Annotated in this window: 17 protein-coding genes and 1 tRNA gene; 7 read left to right on the top strand and 11 right to left on the bottom strand. The window is 68.1% G+C overall.

Going from position 1 to position 17,249, the window contains the following annotated elements; translation table 11 throughout:
* Positions 1–21 precede the first annotated feature (21 nt).
* From selD to selB, 4 genes are all read left to right on the top strand, one after another.
* Complete coding sequence (selD, locus tag MU582_11620) at positions 22–1,008, top strand: selenide, water dikinase SelD (GenBank protein UPK73097.1); 987 nt, start codon at positions 22–24, stop codon at positions 1,006–1,008.
* A gap of 23 nt (positions 1,009–1,031) precedes the next feature.
* Positions 1,032–1,127, top strand: a tRNA-Sec gene (locus MU582_11615).
* A 29-nt stretch (positions 1,128–1,156) separates the two neighbouring features.
* Complete coding sequence (selA, locus tag MU582_11610; protein UPK73096.1) at positions 1,157–2,476, top strand: L-seryl-tRNA(Sec) selenium transferase; 1,320 nt, start codon at positions 1,157–1,159, stop codon at positions 2,474–2,476.
* The gene (gene selB, locus MU582_11605; protein UPK73095.1) at positions 2,469–4,292 is read left to right on the top strand and encodes a selenocysteine-specific translation elongation factor; all 1,824 of its coding nucleotides are present in this window, start codon (positions 2,469–2,471) and stop codon (positions 4,290–4,292) included. The genes selA and selB overlap by 8 nt, the downstream gene beginning before the upstream one ends.
* Here selB and MU582_11600 read toward each other — a convergent pair.
* From MU582_11600 to MU582_11580, 5 genes are read right to left on the bottom strand one after another with little or no spacing between them, the layout of a single operon-like run.
* Complete coding sequence (locus MU582_11600; GenBank protein UPK73094.1) at positions 4,255–5,055, bottom strand: bacteriocin family protein; 801 nt, start codon at positions 5,053–5,055, stop codon at positions 4,255–4,257. The two genes, selB and MU582_11600, sit on opposite strands and share 38 nt — an antisense overlap.
* Positions 5,052–6,071, bottom strand: coding sequence for a Dyp-type peroxidase (locus MU582_11595; GenBank protein UPK73093.1), 1,020 nt, complete (start codon positions 6,069–6,071; stop codon positions 5,052–5,054). The genes MU582_11600 and MU582_11595 overlap by 4 nt, the downstream gene beginning before the upstream one ends.
* Before the next feature lie 37 nt (positions 6,072–6,108).
* Positions 6,109–7,275, bottom strand: a complete 1,167-nt coding sequence (locus MU582_11590; GenBank protein ID UPK73092.1) for a beta-1,3-glucanase family protein — start codon at positions 7,273–7,275, stop codon at positions 6,109–6,111.
* Position 7,276: 1 nt separating this feature from the next.
* Positions 7,277–8,527 (bottom strand): glycoside hydrolase family 18 protein, encoded by a 1,251-nt coding sequence (locus MU582_11585; protein ID UPK73091.1) that lies wholly within the window; start codon positions 8,525–8,527, stop codon positions 7,277–7,279.
* A gap of 17 nt (positions 8,528–8,544) precedes the next feature.
* Positions 8,545–9,558 carry a chitinase gene (locus MU582_11580; GenBank protein ID UPK73090.1) on the bottom strand — a complete coding sequence of 338 codons (1,014 nt, stop codon included), beginning with the start codon at positions 9,556–9,558 and terminating at the stop codon, positions 8,545–8,547.
* 155 nt (positions 9,559–9,713) lie between these two features.
* Here MU582_11580 and MU582_11575 point away from each other — a divergent pair, with 155 nt between their 5' ends.
* A complete protein-coding gene (locus MU582_11575) occupies positions 9,714–10,868 on the top strand; it encodes an ROK family protein (GenBank protein UPK73089.1) in 1,155 nt (384 codons plus the stop codon).
* On the opposite strand, the gene MU582_11570 is transcribed toward MU582_11575, so the two are convergent.
* From MU582_11570 to MU582_11560, 3 genes are read right to left on the bottom strand one after another with little or no spacing between them, the layout of a single operon-like run.
* On the bottom strand, positions 10,857–11,696 hold the full coding sequence (locus MU582_11570) for an LssY C-terminal domain-containing protein (protein UPK73088.1): 840 nt from the start codon (positions 11,694–11,696) through the stop codon (positions 10,857–10,859). The genes MU582_11575 and MU582_11570 overlap by 12 nt on opposite strands.
* Before the next feature lie 19 nt (positions 11,697–11,715).
* A complete protein-coding gene (locus MU582_11565; GenBank protein UPK73087.1) occupies positions 11,716–12,936 on the bottom strand; it encodes an MFS transporter in 1,221 nt (406 codons plus the stop codon).
* A gap of 36 nt (positions 12,937–12,972) precedes the next feature.
* Entirely contained in the window at positions 12,973–13,920 is a 948-nt protein-coding gene (locus MU582_11560) for a hypothetical protein (protein UPK73086.1), read from the bottom strand.
* Positions 13,921–14,013: 93 nt separating this feature from the next.
* Between MU582_11560 and MU582_11555 the strand changes: the two genes are divergently transcribed.
* Positions 14,014–14,460, top strand: coding sequence for a DUF6325 family protein (locus tag MU582_11555; protein UPK73085.1), 447 nt, complete (start codon positions 14,014–14,016; stop codon positions 14,458–14,460).
* A gap of 36 nt (positions 14,461–14,496) precedes the next feature.
* Positions 14,497–14,751, top strand: coding sequence for an SHOCT domain-containing protein (locus tag MU582_11550; GenBank protein UPK73084.1), 255 nt, complete (start codon positions 14,497–14,499; stop codon positions 14,749–14,751).
* A 9-nt stretch (positions 14,752–14,760) separates the two neighbouring features.
* Here the strand turns inward: MU582_11550 and MU582_11545 are convergent, their stop codons facing one another.
* The 3 genes from MU582_11545 to MU582_11535 all read right to left on the bottom strand — a co-directional run bounded on the left by MU582_11545 (position 14,761) and on the right by MU582_11535 (position 17,167).
* The gene (locus MU582_11545; GenBank protein ID UPK73083.1) at positions 14,761–16,299 is read right to left on the bottom strand and encodes an ATP-dependent DNA ligase; all 1,539 of its coding nucleotides are present in this window, start codon (positions 16,297–16,299) and stop codon (positions 14,761–14,763) included.
* 72 nt (positions 16,300–16,371) lie between these two features.
* A complete protein-coding gene (locus MU582_11540; GenBank protein UPK73082.1) occupies positions 16,372–16,878 on the bottom strand; it encodes a hypothetical protein in 507 nt (168 codons plus the stop codon).
* A 112-nt stretch (positions 16,879–16,990) separates the two neighbouring features.
* Entirely contained in the window at positions 16,991–17,167 is a 177-nt protein-coding gene (locus MU582_11535; protein UPK73081.1) for a hypothetical protein, read from the bottom strand.
* Positions 17,168–17,249: the final 82 nt, after the last annotated feature.

Here is a 17,249-nt window from a genome sequence, read left to right as displayed (position 1 = left end):
GCGCCGAGTACGCTCGGCATCGTGGGTGTCGAGGGCGTACGGCTGACCGGTTATGCGCATGGCGGCGGATGCGCCTGCAAGATTCCGCCGGGTGAGCTGGAGGACGCGGTCAGCGGTCTGCGCGGACAGTCCGCTGGTGACGTGATCGTCGGGCTCGACGACGGTGACGACGCGGCCGCGGTGCGCCTGAGCGACGAGGTTGCGGTGCTGTCGACGGCCGACTTCTTCACGCCTGTCGTCGACGACCCGTACGACTGGGGTCGCATCGCAGCCGCCAACGCACTGTCCGATGTGTACGCGATGGGCGGCCGCCCGATCGTCGCGATCAATTTGGTCGGGTGGCCGCGCGACGTACTCCCGATGGAGCTGATGACCGAGGTGCTGCGCGGCGGCCTCGCAGTCGCTTCGCAGGTCGACTGTCCGGTGATCGGCGGGCATTCCGTCGACGATCCGGAGCCCAAGTACGGGATGGCGGTCACCGGCGTCGTCGAGCCGGATCGGCTGCTGCGCAACGACCAAGCCGAGGTGGGACTGCCGCTCACCCTCACCAAGCCGATCGGCGTCGGCCTCCTGAACAACCGGCACAAGCAGACGGGTGAGGTGTTCGCCGCGGCGGTCGAGACGATGACCCGCCTCAACCGCGAGGCAGCAGAGGCGGCGGTCGGAGCGGGCATCCGGGCGGCGACCGATGTCACCGGATTCGGACTGCTCGGGCACCTGCACAAGCTCTGCCGGGCATCCGGCATCGGCGCCGTCATCGACCGTGCGGCAGTGCCGACGGTCGACGGTGCCGACGACGCATTGCGCGACGGCTTCGTCTCCGGCGGCACTCGGCGCAACCTCGACTGGGTTCGCCCGCACCTGCGTACCTCGGCATCGACCGGAGAGGACGACCTGCTGCTGCTCGCGGATGCGCAGACCTCCGGCGGTTTGCTGGTCGTCGGCGAGCTGCCCGGCCATCCCGTGATCGGACACACTGTGGGCACGCCCGGCATCGAGATTCGCTGAGACCTGGTTAGGTTGGGGCACAGGGAGGCGTCTGGGTTCCTGGTGGTCCCCCCGGCCTTCAAAGCCGGTGAGGTCGAGTAGCTCGGCCTGGCGGGTTCGATTCCCGTCCGCCTCCGCCACCGTGAAGCGTGGGCTGCGAGGAGCGAGCATGGCAGAGACCGATCCGCGGCGGCGGATCCCGCGCACCGACGATCTCCTCGCACTCGCCGAGGTGAGCGCCGCGCGTACCCGGTTGGGGGAGCACGTCGTACGCGCAGCGGTACGCGTGGCTCAGAACCGCGCCCGGCAAGGGGAAATCGATCCTGCGGACGTACGTACTGAGCTGCTGGCAGCCTTGTCCGCACGCCGGACGACGTCCCTTCGACCGGTCCTCAACGCAACGGGAATCGTCGTGCACACCAACCTCGGACGAGCCCCGTTGTCGGAGGCCGCGGTCGAGGCGCTCGTCGCCGCGGCGGGTTATGTCGACGTCGAGCTGGACCTCGCCACCGGCGTGCGCTCCCGCCGAGGCGAAGCCGCCCGCGCGGCGTTGCTCGCCGCCTGCCCGGTGGCCGAGGACGCCTTGGTGGTCAACAACGGGGCGGCGGCCCTCGTACTCGCAACCACGGCGCTCGCCGCCGGACGCGAGATCGTCGTCAGCCGCGGCGAGCTCATCGAGATCGGCGCGGGATTCCGACTGCCCGATCTGATCGCGTCGACCGGCGCACGGCTTCGTGAGGTCGGTACGACGAACCGCACGCATCTTCGCGACTACGCCGATGCGCTCGGCCCCGACACCGGGTGCATCCTCAAGGTGCATCCCAGCAACTTCCGGGTAGACGGATTCACCTCCGCGGTGTCCGTCGCGGAGCTGGCCGGTCTCGCCGCTGAGCACCGCGTACCGCTGGTTGCGGACCTGGGCAGTGGCCTGTTGAGCCCCGACCCGCTGCTCGACGATGAACCCGATGCCACCACGACACTCGCCGACGGAGCCGATGTCGTGACCGCGAGCGGTGACAAGCTTCTCGGCGGTCCGCAGGCGGGCCTGCTGCTCGGCACGGCCCAGACGATCGGCACTCTGGCCGTGCATCCATTGGCCCGAGCGGTACGCGCCGACAAGCTCGCGCTTGCGGCGGTTGAGGCCACGGTCGCCGGGCCGATCGCACCGGTCGTCGCGGCGATCCACGCGGATGCCGGGGTATTGCGACACCGTGCGGAGAGGCTCGCGGATGCAGTCGGGATGCCCGTGACCCCGCATGACGGTCGCGTCGGAGGCGGGGGAGCGCCGGGCGTACCTCTCCCGGGGTGGGCGGTCCGGCTACCCGAAGCCGCGGCGGCCGCATTGCGCCTCGGCGACCCGGCCGTGCTCGCGCGGACGCACGACGGCGAGTGCCTGGTGGACCTCCGTTGTGTTCCGCCCGACGATGACGAGCGGCTGCTCGAGGCCGTACGCGCGGCACTGGCCGGCCTCGGCGGCACGGATGGCTGACGCCCACGTCGTGGCGACGGCGGGCCATGTCGACCACGGCAAGAGCACGCTGGTTCGCGCCCTCACCGGAATGGAACCCGACCGTTGGGACGAGGAGCGGCGCAGGGGCCTGACGATCGACCTCGGCTTCGCGTGGACGACGCTTGCGTCGGGGCGCACGGTGGCGTTTGTCGACGTACCCGGGCATGAACGGTTCATCGGCAACATGCTCGCGGGGATCGGCCCCGCACCGGTGGTCTGCTTCGTCGTCGCCGCGGACGAAGGCTGGCAGCAGCAGTCGAGTGACCATCGGGACGCGATCGAGGCGCTCGGGATCGACCACGGCTTGATCGTGCTCAGCCGCATCGATCGCGCGCAGGATCCCACCCGCGACGTCCTCGCGCAGGTACGCGATGAGTTGGCGAACACCGGGCTACGGGACGCGCCCGCAGTCGAGGTCTCCGCGGTCGACGGCACCGGGATCAACCGGCTGCGCAACGTGCTCGACGACGTACTCGGCAATGTCCCGGCGCCCGCGGCAGCGGATCGCGTACGGCTGTGGATCGACCGCGCGTTCACGATCGCCGGCGCCGGAACCGTCGTGACCGGCACTCTTGGCGCCGGCGCGATCTCGGCCGACGACGAGTTGGAGCTCATCGGTGACGGTCGCCGTCGCCGGGTCACGGTACGCGGGTTACAGAGCGGCGGATCGCCGCTTTCGACCGTCGGTCCGGTCAGCCGGGTCGCGGTCAATCTCCGCGGTGTCGGCATCGGCGACGTCCACCGCGGTGACGTGCTGGTCTCGATCGACCGCTGGCCGACAACTCGTTCGCTCGACGTACGCCGGGCTTCGGGGCGCGTACTGGGCGAAGTGCCCGCGCAGCTCACCGCTCATGTCGGCACTCTGACGGTACCCGTGCGCGTGCGGCCGTTCGATGATGATCACGCTCGACTCGGGCTCACGCGGTCGCTTCCACTGGTCGTGGGCGATCGCCTGGTGCTGCGGGATCCGGGCGGTCGCAGAGTGCTGGCCGGCGTACAGATCCTCGACGCCGATCCGCCCGCGCTGCGCAGACGCGGCGACGGAAACAGGCGGGCGCATACGCTCGCCGGTATCGACGCCACCGGAGACATCGCGACCGAGATCGCTCGGCACGGAGCGGTCAGTGAACAGCGACTGCGGTTGCTCGGAATCGTCTCGGACGGCGAGTCCGTTCCCGATGGCGTGCGCGCCGTCGGGGGCTGGTGGGTCGACGTCGAGACATACGGGTCCTGGCAGCGGCGGCTTCGCGCGTCGCTCGAGGACCTGTACGCCGGCGACCCGCTGACCGCCGGGTTGTCGCAGGGTGCGGTGCGCGACGTGCTCTCGCTGCCGGACGAACGACTAGTTGAGCAGCTCGTGACCGATGCCGGTCTCGAGCAGCGGCGCGGATACGTACGCCTGCCCGGCAGCGACGATCTGGGGCCCATCGAAGCCTCCGTGACTGAACTCGAGCGCCGGCTGGGAGAGTCGCCGTTCCGGGCACCCGAGGCGGGTGACCTCGCCGCGCTCTCGCTCGGCGTACGAGAACTTGCCGCGGCCGAACGTGCCGGGCGCCTGCTCCGACTCCGCGAGGACGTCGTGCTGTTGCCGTCCGCTCCCGCCCTTGCGATGCGCGAGCTGTCGGCGTTGGCGCAACCGTTCACCACCAGCGCCGCGCGCCAGGCTCTGGACACCACCCGTCGAGTCGCCGTCCCGCTACTCGAACATCTCGACAGTCGTGGGTGGACCCGGCGAATAGACGCCGGTCACCGGGAGGTCACTTCTCCGGGAGCGCGACGCTCGCCTCGTCGGTGAGCGCGAAGAACGTCAGCGTCTCCTGGTGATACAGCCGGACCTGCTCGTCGTCGTGTGAGCTGTAGCCGATCGAGAGATCCTGCCCCAGGTGCAGCGCGAAGTCGCCGCCGCGGGTCGACAACAGCAGTGCGCCCTCCAAAGCCGGGGCCCAGATGATCTCGCCGTCGATCAGCCGGGCGATGTGCTCTCGAACCGGGAATCCGTGGTCGGTGGTCTCCGAGACGTCGGTGTAACGCTCGGCCGACAGCAGGAGGCTGTACGGACCGCCGACGCCGGCGAGTCGAAGCTCGGTCACGGCCTGGGCGATCGTGTCGGGCAGCTCGCGTACGTCAGACGGCAAGGGGACCGGGGCGTTCGAGCTCCCGGGCGCGATGCCGCCGATGCCTGCGGGCGCGGAGCCGTGGAAGATGACGCCGTCCTCGGCCAGCGCGATCTGCTTGACGGCGTCCTTGACCGGCTGCCAGTCCGAGTCGCGAGACCCGCGTTCGACGTCGTCGATCGCTTCGCGCGTCACGGAGAACGGCGCCTTCAGCTCGATCACCAGCTGCGCCTCGCGCTGCCGCGCGGTCACGCCCTCGGCGGGCGCGTCGAGCGTACGCAGATGACCGGTGCCGACCGCGGACAGCTCGGTGCCCTCTGGTCCCAAGACGTCGACGACGCGGCGTCCGGCGATCCAGCGCTCGAACGTACGTCGCGCTTCGTCCTCGATCTCGCTCCAGGCGGCGTCGGAGATCGGCGCGAGTTCCCGGTGGAGGTTGTTCACGAATCCTCACTCCTTTTCAAGCTTCCGATTGCCAACGAGCCATCGGACGGCGGCTCGTCGGGGATGGTGGTGGAGGGCTCCTCGACGGAGCTCACCTGCTGCTCCGCGAGGAAGTCTGCGGTGGGTACGAAGAACAGGGTGCCGGTGACCGCCGTCGAGAAGTCGAGGATCCGGTCGTAGTTGCCGGGCGGGTCGCCGAGGAACATGTTCTCCAGCATCTGCTCCGTCACGTCGGGCGTCGACGAGTACCCGATGAAGTACGTGCCGAACTCGGCGGCGCCGACCGAGCCGAACGGCATGTTCTCGCGCATGATGTCGAGATCGTTGCCGTCGTCGTCGGTGATCGTGTTGAGCGCTACGTGGGAGTTGGTCGGCTTCGCGTCGTCGTCGAGCTCGATGTCACTGAGCTTCGTACGACCGATCACCCGCTCCTGCTCCTCGGTCGAGATCGCCTCCCAGGTGTCGAGGTCGTGCAGGTACTTCTGCACGATCACGTAGCTGCCGCCCGCGTGGGCGGCGTCCTCGGCGCCGATCCACACTGCGTCGGCGGCGTCCTGTCCCTCGGGGTTCTCGGTGCCGTCGACGAAGCCCATCAGATCGCGTACGTCGAAGTACCTGAACCCATGCACCTCGTCTGCGACGTCGACCATGCCGTTGAGCCGCCCCATCAGCAGCCGCGCGAGCTCGAAGCACAGGTCGGCGCGCTGGGCTCGGATGTGAAAGAGCAGGTCGCCCGGAGTACTCACCGCCGTGTGCTTGTCGCCGACCAGCTCTCGGAACGGATGGAGACCAGCGGGTTTGGGGACGGCCGCAAAGAGGCGGTCCCACAGCTGCGAGCCGATGCCGACGACGCAGCTCAACTGGCCCTCCGGCGACCGGAAACCGACGGCCCGCTTCAGATCTGCGACGTCGGCGAGCACCTCGCCGACAGCAGCTTCCGCACCGGGTCGCACCGTGACGACGAGGAAGATCGCTGCCTTCGGGAAGGGCACCAGAACGTCTTGTGATTGAGCCATCCCTGCCAAAACTAACAGTTTCCCGGCAAACCGCCCCTCAGAACGGTGTCAACGTCACCGCCATCTCGGTTGCGTTGTCCTCGACGTACGAAGCGAATCCTGCGACGTCGTCGAACGGGAAGCCGTACGCCTTGCCGTCGGCGCTGTTGTCGTGCATCGCTTTGGAGTACACGTGTGTGATCTGGTTCTGGTAGAAGCCGGCCGGGTCCGTGGTCGGCTGCTGGTCGTGCTCGAGCAACGTCGTGCGGTTGAGCGCGGCGCCGAGCACCGCGGCGACCGGGCCGGTGACCCCGTCGTTCGGCGCCGCCAGCGCCCCGTCGCAGAACAGCACGTCACGCGTGGACGGCCGGGCGAACGACTGGACACCGCCGTCGAAAGTGAACTGGCCGCCGGTCACCTGACCGGTGAAGACCTTGTTGTTCGCATTCACCGTCAGCGGCTTGCCTTCGTACGCGCTCCAGACCTCGCCGACATAGGCGTCGAAGTAGGTGTCCGAGAAGCGTCCGGTCTCGAGTCCGTGTCCCGGCGCGATGACTCGCGTCTCGTCCACGACGAGCTGAGCGAAGTCGGGATGGCCGCCTACGGCGCCGAAGATGTTCGCGCGACCGCCGTCGACCAAGGTCCCGGTCGACGGTGACTGCTCGCCCGTGAGCGCAATCGACAGCGGGACGCTGAACATGTCGACCATCGTGGTGTTGCAGTAGATCCGACCGTCCTTGTGGGTGAACTCCACGCAGTCGTGCAGGACGCCGAAGTTCGGGTCGGCCTCGACCCACCCGGCCGGGTACGCGAGCGCGTTGCCCTCGTTGACCTTGAACTTCACCTTGTCACCGAGTGAGAAGTAGATCCGGCCCGACATGTTGTCTGGCAGCGTGGCGGTCGTGTCGCCGGATCCGGCGAACGGGACCGCGTAGTCGGCGTATCCGTCCGGCCCGTTGTCCGACGGCGAGACGGGTTGCATGACGCCGTCCGGTGTGACGTGGACCTGCTGCCCGCTGCCGAGGTCCGTTCCGACGATGTAGAAGTTGATCGACGAGTTGTCGTACGCGCCGGTGTTGTTGACGAAACGTAGGGAGAGACCCGCTTGGGCTCGGCGTAAGGGTCGGTGTTGGGGCACTGCCGATGCCGGCCACTGCGAACCGGCGAATGCGGTCGCGGCTGCCGCCGCAGGAATGCTGCGCAGGATCGTTCTTCTCGTCAACATGTCAGGACAGTCCCTTCGCGATCGAACCGATCAGTTCGCCGTCGGCTGTGTCGCCGCTGGCCTCCCAGAAGAATGCGCCGCCGAGGCCGTGCTCGTTGGCGTACGCCATCTTGGTCGCGATGGTCTCCGGGGTGTCGTAGCTCCACCAGTCGTTGCCGCAGTAGGCGTATGCGGTGCCGCCGACCTCACCCGTTGCCGGGCAGGAGTCCTTGAGCACCTTGTAGTCCTCGATGCCCTGTTCGTACGTGCCCGGTGCCGGTCCGGTGGCGGTGCCACCCGGCTCGGCCTGGGTCACGCCGGTCCAGCCGCGACCGTAGAACCCGATACCGAGCAGCAGCTTCTCCGCCGGTACGCCGGCCTCGGTGAGCTTGTTGACGGCTGCGTCAGAGTTGAAACTCTCCTTCGGAATGCCGTCGTACGACGTGAGCGGCGAATGCGGAGCGGTCGGGCCTTGAGCGTCGAAGGCGCCGAAGAAGTCGTAGGTCATCACGTTGTACCAGTCGACGTACTGCGAAGCGCCCGCATAGTCGGCGGCCTCGATGCGTCCGCCGTCGGATGCGTCGGCGGTGATCGCGGCGGTCACCAGCTCGTCGCCGAACCGGTCGCGCATCGCCGACATCAACTTCGTGAATGCCTCCCGACCGCTTTCGTCGCAGCTGAGGCCGCAGGCGTTCGGGTACTCCCAGTCGATGTCGATCCCGTCGAAGACGCCGTCCCAACGCGGGTCATGGACGAGTTGGTAGCAGGACTCGGCGAACGTCTCGGGGTTCGCCGCCGCCTCGGTGAATCCTCCGGACCAGCTCCAGCCGCCGAACGACCAGAGGATCTTGAGATCCGGATGCATCTCCTTGAGCTTGCGCAGCTGGTTGAAGTTGCCGCGCAGCGCGCCCTCGTCCCAGGTGTCCGCCTCGCCGTCGACGCTCTCCTCGGCGGTGTACGCGCGATCGTAGTCGGCGTAGCTGTCGCCGATCGCGCATTTGCCGTTGGTCACGTTGCCGAATGCGTAGTTGATATGGGTGAGCTTGTCGGCGGAGCCGCTCGTCTCGAGGTTCTTGACGTGGTAGTCGCGGCCGTAGACGCCCCATTCGGTGAAGTAGCCCATCAGCTTGTCGCCGGCGGCCCGTTCGGTGCTCTGACCTCGGTCTGGTTGATCTGCTTGGGCGATGCTGCCGCCGACGACGCAACTCAGCAGCAAGAGCAGGGTCGCGGCGACGGGAGCGAGCAAGCGCCTCGGTCTGGTCGACTGGTTCATTGCTTTCCTCCGATGGGTTACTGGGGCAGGGTGTCGAGGTGAGGTCCGACCGCGTCGGCGAATGCTCCGCCGTTGGCGACGTCCCAGTTGATGGACCAGGTCATCGCTCCCCGGATGTCGGGGTACGTACGCGGTGGCGTGAACGAGCCGCACCGGCTTGCCGACGCGAGGCAGTCGAGTGCATCGGTGACGACCGCCGGATCGACGACGCCGCCCCCGGCCGCGCCCGGCCCGGCGGGAAGCCCGAGCGCGACTTGGTCGGGCCGGAGGCCGTTCTCCAGCTGGATGCAGGACAGCGCGGTCAGGAAGTCGACCGATCCCTGCGCGTACACCTGGCCGTCGCAGCCGAGCATGCTGCCAGAGTTGTAGTACTGCATGTTGACGACCGTGAGGATGTCCTTGATCTGAGTCGCCAGCTGGAAGTACGACCCGTCCGTCGACTGCATGTCGACCGTCTGCGGTGCCATCGTGATGATCAGCTCGGAGCCCGCCTGCTCGCTCAGGCTGCGCAGAGCCTGGGCCATGAAGTCGGGCTGCAGTCCGTTCTCGAGGTCGATGTCGACGCCGTCGAAGCCGTACTCCTGCATCAGTGAGTACACGCTGTCGGCGAAAGCGGTTGCCGAGGCTGCGTCATCGACCCGTACTTGACCGAGTTCGCCGCCGACCGAGACGATGACGCGTTTGCCGCGCTCCTGCAGCGTGCGAATGTCCGACTTCAGGTCGTCGTCGCTGTAACCGCCGAGCGCTGCCGACAGGTCCGGGTCGATCGTGAACGCGACCTCCCCGGGGGTCGTGGTCGCCTCGCCGAACGCGACGGCGACGAGGTCGTATTCGTCGGGTATGTCGCCGAGCCGCAGGGCGCCCGCGTCGTTGACGAAGTTGTGCCAGTACCCGGTGAGGAAGTGCTTCGGCAAAGCCGGTGAGGCTGCACCGGAGTCGGCGGTCGCGGTGAACGGTGTGGTTGCGCCAGCCGCGCAGAGCAGCAGGGTGGTCGCGATGATGGCCAGGGCGGATCTGAATGGGTGCCTCATGGCGCCACACTGTAAGCAGTCCTTACAGAAAACATCTACGGCAACTAAATGGCACGTACTCTGAAGTCGGGCGTGACCAGGAAGGATAGAGTCGCGTTAACTGTTAAGAGTCCTTGCTGAAACATTCCCGTCGGCGGATCGAGAGGATTGATCGAATGGCCAACCGGCCAGGTACGCCCCGCCTCATCGGCGAGCTGAACGACCGCGCGGCGGTCGACCTGATGCTCTCGTCGGGGCCGGTCACGAAGACGAGGCTCGCCGAGGTCACCGGCCTGTCCAAGGTGACCGCCGCACAGTTGCTGTCGAGGCTCGAGGGCCGTGGCCTGGTGCATGTCGTCGGCTCGCAGGGCGGCACACGCGGGCCGAGCGCGGCGCTGTACGCGGTCGTGCCGTCGAGCGGCTACGTCGCCGGACTACATATCGGGCCGAACGAGGTCACCGCCGCAGTAGCCGACATCACCGGTGCGATCCTGGGTCGTCTCTCCGTCGATCCGAACGACTCGTCGGACCCGATCTCGGTCGTACGCGGCGCCGTTAAGAAGGTTGCGCGCCGGGCGGGCGTACCGATGTCCGGTGTGCGGTGCCTGTCGATCGGTACGCCCGGCATGGTCGACCCGAAGTCCGGCGACGTGCGGTACGCGTTCGACCTTCCCGACTGGCAGGCCGGCGTGCACGAGGCGCTCCGCCGCGGGTTCCGGCGGCCGGTCGTGATCGAGAACGACGTCAACCTCGCGGCGCTCGCGGAACGATCGGCCGGTGCGGGCAAGGGGGTCGACGATGTGGTGCTCGCCTGGCTCGGCCGAGGCATCGGTATCGGAATCGTGGTCAACGGCCGCCTGCATCGCGGCGTCGCCGGGGGAGCGGGCGAGATCGGCTACCTTCCCGTCCCGGGTGCGCCCAGCCCGCGCGGCGTGACCAATCCGCGCAACGCGGCGTTCCAGTCGTTGGTCGGCGCGGAGGGCGTACGCCGGCTGGCGAGGCAGCACGGGATCCGTGGTGCCGACGCAACGATCTGCGTGCAGAGGGCGGTAGCCGATCCGGACCGCGGAGGCGAGTTTCTGGACGAGTTGGCAACCCGCCTCGCAACCGGTCTTGCGGGCGTCTGCGTCGTACTGGACCCGGCGGTTTGCGTGCTGTCCGGTGACGTCGGCAGCGCAGGAGGCGCGGCCCTTGCCACGCGGGTCGAGGACGCGATCGCAGGTATGTGCCCGAACCAGCCGCGCGTACTGCCGACGGAGGTCGCCGACGATCCGGTGCTGCGGGGCGCATTGCTGAGCGGTCTCGAGGTCGCTCGGGACTCACTGATCTAGTGCCGCGCCGCCGAGGTCGATGACGGGGAGGTTGCCGTCGGTGCTGATCGCGTCGCCGCCGCCGTTGCGGGCTCTGAAGCCGGAGAAGTAGTCCTGCACCCAGCGCACCGTGTGGGGCACGCCCGAGCCGTTGAGCGTCTCCACGATGTGGTCGCGTTCGAGGTCGACGTCGGCGCCGATCTTGTGGGTGATCTGCAGGGTGAACAGCGACAACCCGACGCTGCGGTCGTACGTACCGGCGGCGATCCATTCGACGCGCAGGCCGCCGGGCATGAACCAGCCCTCGGGGCACCGCCAGAACCGAACGTGATGGCGCTGCGACACCTTGTCTCCGATCGCCTGCTCGAAGGCGAAGTCCTGCTTGCGCTGGAAGACGAACAGCGGGCTCACCGGCGCCGCGGGGTACGGGCGGCGCAGCACCGCACAGGATGCGAGACGCAGGCCGGTGCGCCAGGTGAGGTCATCGGCGCGAGTCCAACCCGCAGCGAGCATCGCGCCCGTCAGCTGCGACTCCGAGCCCAGGAACGCGAGGTTGACCGGATCGCCGAGCAGCCCCTCGCTCGTACGGGTGCGTCCGACGAAGTAGTCGGGTACGTAGATCTTCGCCAGGATCCGTTGCAGGCGGGGGAGCACGATGTAGGCCAGTACGAGCCACAAGGCAAGGAAGATTGCGATCTGGTCGTCATCGTCGACGATGGGCACCACGAGCAGGTGGTAGACGGCCCATCCGACGATCAGGACCACGGCAATGAGCAGAAACCGCTGCAGCAGCCATAGCGCGGTGGCTGCGGATCGGTGGGCGACGCGCACGACCCGGCTCTGCTCCATGCCTGAAAGCATCTCGCGATCAGGCCGCGGGTGCGTCCGAATCCACCGAAGTGACGGCGTCGTCGGCGTCGTCGGGCTCGAGTGGCGGGACGGGGAGTAGCGCGATCGTGGCTGCGAGCAGCATCAGGGCGGTCAACGCGAAGACCCAGGGCACACCGGCCCACTCGACGACCGAGCCGGCGACGGCAGACCCGACGGCCATGCCGATCGTGCCTGCCGTTGCCATCCAACCGAACACCTCGGCACGGGCCGCCTCGGTTGTGAGGGCGCCCAGCCGCTCCGATGCCGACGCCATCACGGGCGCGATCATCGAACCGGCCGCCAAGAGCCCGAGGCCCAGCAGCCAGGGTGAGGCAGTCGCTAGTCCGCATGCCGCGAAGATGACCGCCGCGATTGCCGCCCGCCGCCACGCGTGACTGCGTCGGCGCCCGGGCAACGCTCCGGCGACCAGGCCCCCGACGAAGCTGCCGACAGCCCAGATCAGCTCCAGCAGGCCGGACAGCATCCGCCAGTCTTCGTGCTCGGCGTACGCCACGATGCCGAGCGAGACCGAGGCCAAACCGATGACGGCGCAACAGAAGGCGATCAGGATGAGCAGCCGGTCACGGACGAGAACGGTCTCGACGAACCCGAGGTGCTCCGATACCGCTCGTGCCGAGCGATCGATCGCCGGCTGGCGGGCGAACCACGCGGTGCCGGCAACGGTGGTCAGACCGGCGAGCACCAGCGCCGCCTGCGGGCTGGCGATGCTGACGAGGGTCGCCCCGGTGAGTGGGCCGACCATGAACATCAGCTCCTGGGCGGTCGCGTCGAGGGAGTACGCCGTGCGTAGCTCGCGGGTGGCGACCATCCGAGGCCACGCGGTGCGCAACATCGGACCCGTCGGTGGTTGGAGCAAGCCGCCGGCGAGCGCAAGGATCAGCACCGACCCGAACCAGATCTCTCCGGCGAACGCCATCAGCACGACGCTCACGCCCCAGCCGATGCCGGTGAGCGTCAAGACCGTACGCGCGCTCGTACGGTCGGCACGGCGGCTCCACAGCGGCGAGCCGATGCCTGCGCCGAGCGAGTAGACGCCCAATACGATCCCGGACCAAGCGAAGGTGCCGGTGAGGTCCTTCACCAGGAAGGAGACGGGGATTGCCTGCATGATCACGGCGCTTCTCGACAGCAGCGCAGCGAGCAGCGTACGGGTGACGCCGTCGCGTCGAAGCAGAGCTGGGTAGACGCCGAAGTTCACCTACGAATCCTCGCAGCCCCCACCGACATCGAGCAGTCAGCGTGTCTGCTTGCTGCGGCGCTCAGCGGTGTCGACCGCCCGCTGCGCCGCGGCCTGCGCACGCTCCGCGCGGTCTCGCTCGCGTTCGGCCTTGTCTTCGGCGCGATGTGCCTGGGCGAGCTCGCGGTCCAGTGCGCGAAGGCGCTCCTGGAGTGTAAGTCGTTCGGACTCCAGAGACTCGCGACGGTTCGTCGCCTCGGTGTGGCCGCTGGTGGCCTGCTCGCGTACCGCATCGGCCTCGGCGAGCGTGCGTCGTGCCTGGTCGAGCGTGCGTCGTGCCTGGTCGAGATCCTGCTGAGCGCGTGCCCGGGCGGCTGCTCGCGGATCGGGTCGGTTCGCCGGCTTCTTCTCGCGTGCCGGTTCAGAGGTTCGTACGGCGCGCAGATGCCGGCCTTGCGGCGGTGCGGGCGCCGCGCGCGATTCGGCAGGGATCGAGGCGGCATCGGGAACGGCGACGACCTTCTCGATGTCCACCGGCTCGAATCCGGTGGTACCGAACCCGTCGAGTAGCAGGCCAGTACGAAGCGCGGCCCCACCGGCAGCGTCGGCCATGGCCGTTCGGAGGGTGTTTTCGACCTCCGCGGCGAGCAGATCGTCGATGTCGTGGCCGAGCTCACCGGCTATCGAACGCGCCCGCCGGGTCAGCTCCGCCGTCAGGTCGCGGCGGGCCCGGTCGAGGCTCCTGAGCTCGTCCCGGTCGGCGTCTCCTTGCGCGGTACGGATCTGTGAGCCGAGATCGACGAGGCGGTCGACGTCCTCGGGCTGCCGGCGGACGAACATGTTCAGGACCCAGGCAACGCGTCGAGGCTTGCGCAACTTTGCGATCTGCGCAGCGGTCGCCCGATCGCCGCTCGCGCGTACCTCTTTCGTACGAGCGTTGCGGGAAGCGACGAACTCCTCGAGCGGCAGCCCGTACAGCTCATCGGCCTCAGCGCGCAACGTCACGTGGGCCATCGTCACCCGAGAAACCGACCGCTGGCAACGAATCGCCGGTAGAATCACGATCACTCGTCGGTCGTACGGCCTCGAGGAGGCACGATGACACAGCAAGCAGACCCGCCCTCGGACGTGATGGGACCCGTCGACTATCTGGTCGTGGAGTTCCCTGGTAACAAGATGACGGGCGAAGGCCTCCCGATGCTCGTTGATCTCGTGGACCGCGGCATCATCCGGATCCTCGACCTCGTCTTCGTCACCAAGTCAGCCGACGGTTCGGTCTCGCGGTTGGAAGTAGCCGACTTCGACGGTGACGGCACGCTCGACTTCGCCGAGTTCGACGGAGCCGCGTCCGGTCTCCTCGACGAGGATGACATCAACGAGGCGTCGGGCATCCTCGAGGCGGACAGCTCAGCGGGCATCCTGGTGTACGAGAACCTCTGGGCCGCGCCGTTCGCCGCAGCGCTCCGTCGTGGGGGCGCGCAGCTGGTCGCGAGCGGCCGCATCCCGATGCAGGCTCTGGCCGACGCCGTCGAAGCAGCCGAATAGAGAGGCAATGTCATGCCTGGTCTCCTCCGTGGTGTCGTGAGAACCGCCGCGATCGCGGGTACGGCGACCGCCGTGTCGAACCGTGTCTCGCGCCGACAGGCCGGCCGGTGGGCGGAGCAAGACGCCCAGCGTGCCTATGCCTACGAGCAACCCCAACAGCAGGTCGCGCCACCGGCGGCTCCCGCCATGGACGCGCGGATCGAGCAGCTCAAGGAATTGGCCGCGCTCAAGGAGCGAGGCGTGCTGTCGGAGGCGGAGTTCGAGGCGCAGAAGAGCCGCATTCTCGGCTGAGCCCGGTGGTCAGCGGAAGTCCGGCAGCGACTGGCGAATGCTCCGGATGGATCCGAACGGATCGCCACGATCCGCCAACCGGTCGAGTACGTTGCGAATGGTGAAACTGTCGGGGCGCAGACCCGGGTCGTCGAGCTCCTCCCACTCGACCGGCGTCGATACCGGTGCGCCGTCGGATGCCACCGGGCTGTACGGCGCCGGCAGCGTCCGGCCGAAGACGTTTGCATTGGCCCGAAGCTTCACTCGTACGCCTGCTTGCACACCTGCGATGGTCTCGGCCAGCCGCTGCACCCAGTCACGGGTGTCATCGAAACTCGGGCCGGACGTGACCGGCACCCAGACCTCGAGGCCGGTGCGACCGGTCAGCTTGGGATAACCCGCAATGCCCAGATGCTCGAACGCCGTCCGATGGAGCCGGGCCGCGGCGCGTACGTCGTCCCATGCGCCGTGGTGCGACGGGTCGATCTCGATCAGGGCGTACGTCGGCCTATCGGGCGACTCGGCCGTCGACGCCCACGTGTGCCACTCCAGCGCGCCGCGGTTTGCGGCCCAGACGAGACCGGCCGGATCGTTGGCCGCGAGGTACGCCGTGGCGTTGTCGCCGCCGCGAACCAGCACCCGGGGCAACCAGGCGGGTGCAGCTTCGGGAGGCCGTCGCTGCCAGCTGCCGTGCACGTGCGCACCGTTGGGAAAGCGGTGCAGGAGGATCGGCCGCCCGGCCAGCTGGGGGAGCAGCGTCGGCGCGATGCGTGCAGCGTACGCCATCAACTCACGTTTCGTGATCGGCTGCTCATCGTGACGCGCACGGAACATCACCCGATCGAGGTTCGTCAGCCTGATCTCGTGGCCGAAGACGCTCCACGTTCCGTTTTCGCCGAGGTCGTCAAGAGCCGCCAGCTCGTCGGCGCTCGGGCCAGGGGAGTGCACCGTGATCGTGGCGCGTTCCGCGGGTAGGTCGGAGCGCCAGAGCCGATCGGGATCGGCTCTCACCTCGTCGTTCGTACGCCCCGACAGCACTGAGCGCGGATGATCCTCCGGGTCCCAGCCCGAGACGGCGTGCTCGTCGTGCTTGTGCAGGAGCAGCCACTGCTCCTTGTCCCCGGGCGGGCCCCGACGAACGATGATGACGCGTCCCTGCAGCTTGGTGCCGTACAGGTCCGCGTGGAAGTCGCCATCCGCTACTGCAGCGGCCGGATCGTCGGTGGCATGGGGCTCCCAGGTGCCGATGTCCCAGACGATCACGTCGCCGCCCCCGTACTCGCCCGACGGGATCACACCCTCGAAGTCGAGGTACTCGATCGGATGGTCCTCGACGTGGACCGCCATCCGCTTCACATCGGGGTCGAGGGTCGGTCCTTTCGGCACCGCCCAGCTGACGAGCACGCCGTCGATCTCGAACCGCAGGTCATAGTGCAGCCGAGAGGCGCGATGACGCTGCACGACGAAACGCGGTCGCTCGCCGTCGGGCGTGGCAACCTGGCCAGCGGGCTCCGGCGTGCGTGTGAAGTCGCGCTTGCGGTGGTAGTCGGCCAGCGGCTCCTGGGGCATCAAGCAGAGGCTACCCCTGACGAACGGCCCGCGCGCTCACCGAGCGCGCGGGCCGCAGGCCAGAAGATTCGTTCAACCGCGCTTGACGTACTTGCTCCAAGCGGTCATATCGTGGCGCTTACCGCCGACCTTGCCCGTCTCGACCCGTGCGCTCACCTTGCCGGGCTTCCCGACGCACTTGCGCGGGATCACGACCTTGGCACGGTCACGCTTGAAGTTGAGCTTGGTCTTGAGGGCCTTGCACTTGACCGGTACGAACGACCCACCCTTGGACTTGAGGAGGACGGTCGTGACCTTCTTACGGACCGACACCACGGCGGCGTAGCGCTTCTTCTTCGGCGCCGTGCGCAGGTGGAACGCGACTCCTTGGTTCCTGGCCTTCTGAAGGTCGGCGATCTTGGTACTGACCGTCACCTTCTTCTTGCCGTGCGCCACCTTCGAGGACTTGATGTTGAGCGGGCCGCTCCCGCCCGAGTCACCCCACGATGTGGACTGGGCCTGTGCGCCTGCGATCGACCCTGCAGTCAGCCCGACGCTCGCAACCGCAACTGCCACGGTGCGCAAAATCGGTTTACTCATGGACTTCCCTCCAATTGTCTACCTGCGGCTGGCGCCGCCGCTACACCCTAATGGGGCGCCGGTTCAGGTCTAGACATTGACCTCTGCGAGATCTGTGGAGGGGTGTGTCCGCTCAGCTGGGCTGTGCCAGGTGCTGATGCCCTTCGTCCGGTGTTTGCGGCTCTGTATCGTGTCCCTCGCCCTGTTGTGCGATCACGGTCGCGCGCGCGGCGGGCTCGAGGTCGTTGAGCAGCCCCTGGTAGATCGGCAGCTCCGATCCGGCCGGGCTGCCGTTCTGTGTAGTCGTCATAGTGTCCTCCGAAACTCCGAGTTGTTTCGTTCCCCGTGGCCGGGAGTTTCCGACCGACACACCGATGATGCCATTACCGGGG

Source organism: Nocardioidaceae bacterium SCSIO 66511, from assembly GCA_023100825.1.
Taxonomy (GTDB): Bacteria; Actinomycetota; Actinomycetes; order Propionibacteriales; family Nocardioidaceae; genus Solicola.
Note: the sequence above shows the minus strand (reverse complement) of the source record. Positions and strands in the feature narration are given on the sequence as shown.